Source organism: Achromobacter sp. SIMBA_011 (assembly GCF_046535435.1).
GTDB lineage: Bacteria > Pseudomonadota > Gammaproteobacteria > Burkholderiales > Burkholderiaceae_B > Achromobacter > Achromobacter dolens.
In genome coordinates this window covers 1-270 of record NZ_JAWRWN010000495.1, presented here as the reverse complement: position 1 = coordinate 270, position 270 = coordinate 1, and the positions used below count along the sequence as shown (strand labels likewise).

Annotated in this window: 1 pseudogene; it reads left to right on the top strand. The window is 75.9% G+C overall.

Annotated elements, in window-relative coordinates:
- Window positions 1-270, top strand: a pseudogene (locus tag SB816_RS31865) (acyl-CoA dehydrogenase); the annotation flags it as partial.

Here is a 270-nt window from a genome sequence, read left to right as displayed (position 1 = left end):
CGCTAGACGTGCAGCGCGCGCTGCAACGCGAACCCGAGGCGCTGCCGGCGCTGGAGGGCGAATTCGCGCCCGCCGCCGGCCGCTACCCGAAATTCGATGCGGCCCTGGCGCGGTGGCGCGCGCTGCTGGCCGATTCGGGCCAGGCCGAGTTCCAGGCCCGCCGCATTGCCTGCGACCTGGCGCGCCTGTGGCAGGCGGCGTTGTTGATCCGGCATGCGCCCGAGCCGGTGGCGCGGGGTTTCGTCGGCAGCCGGTTGGGCGCGGCGGGCG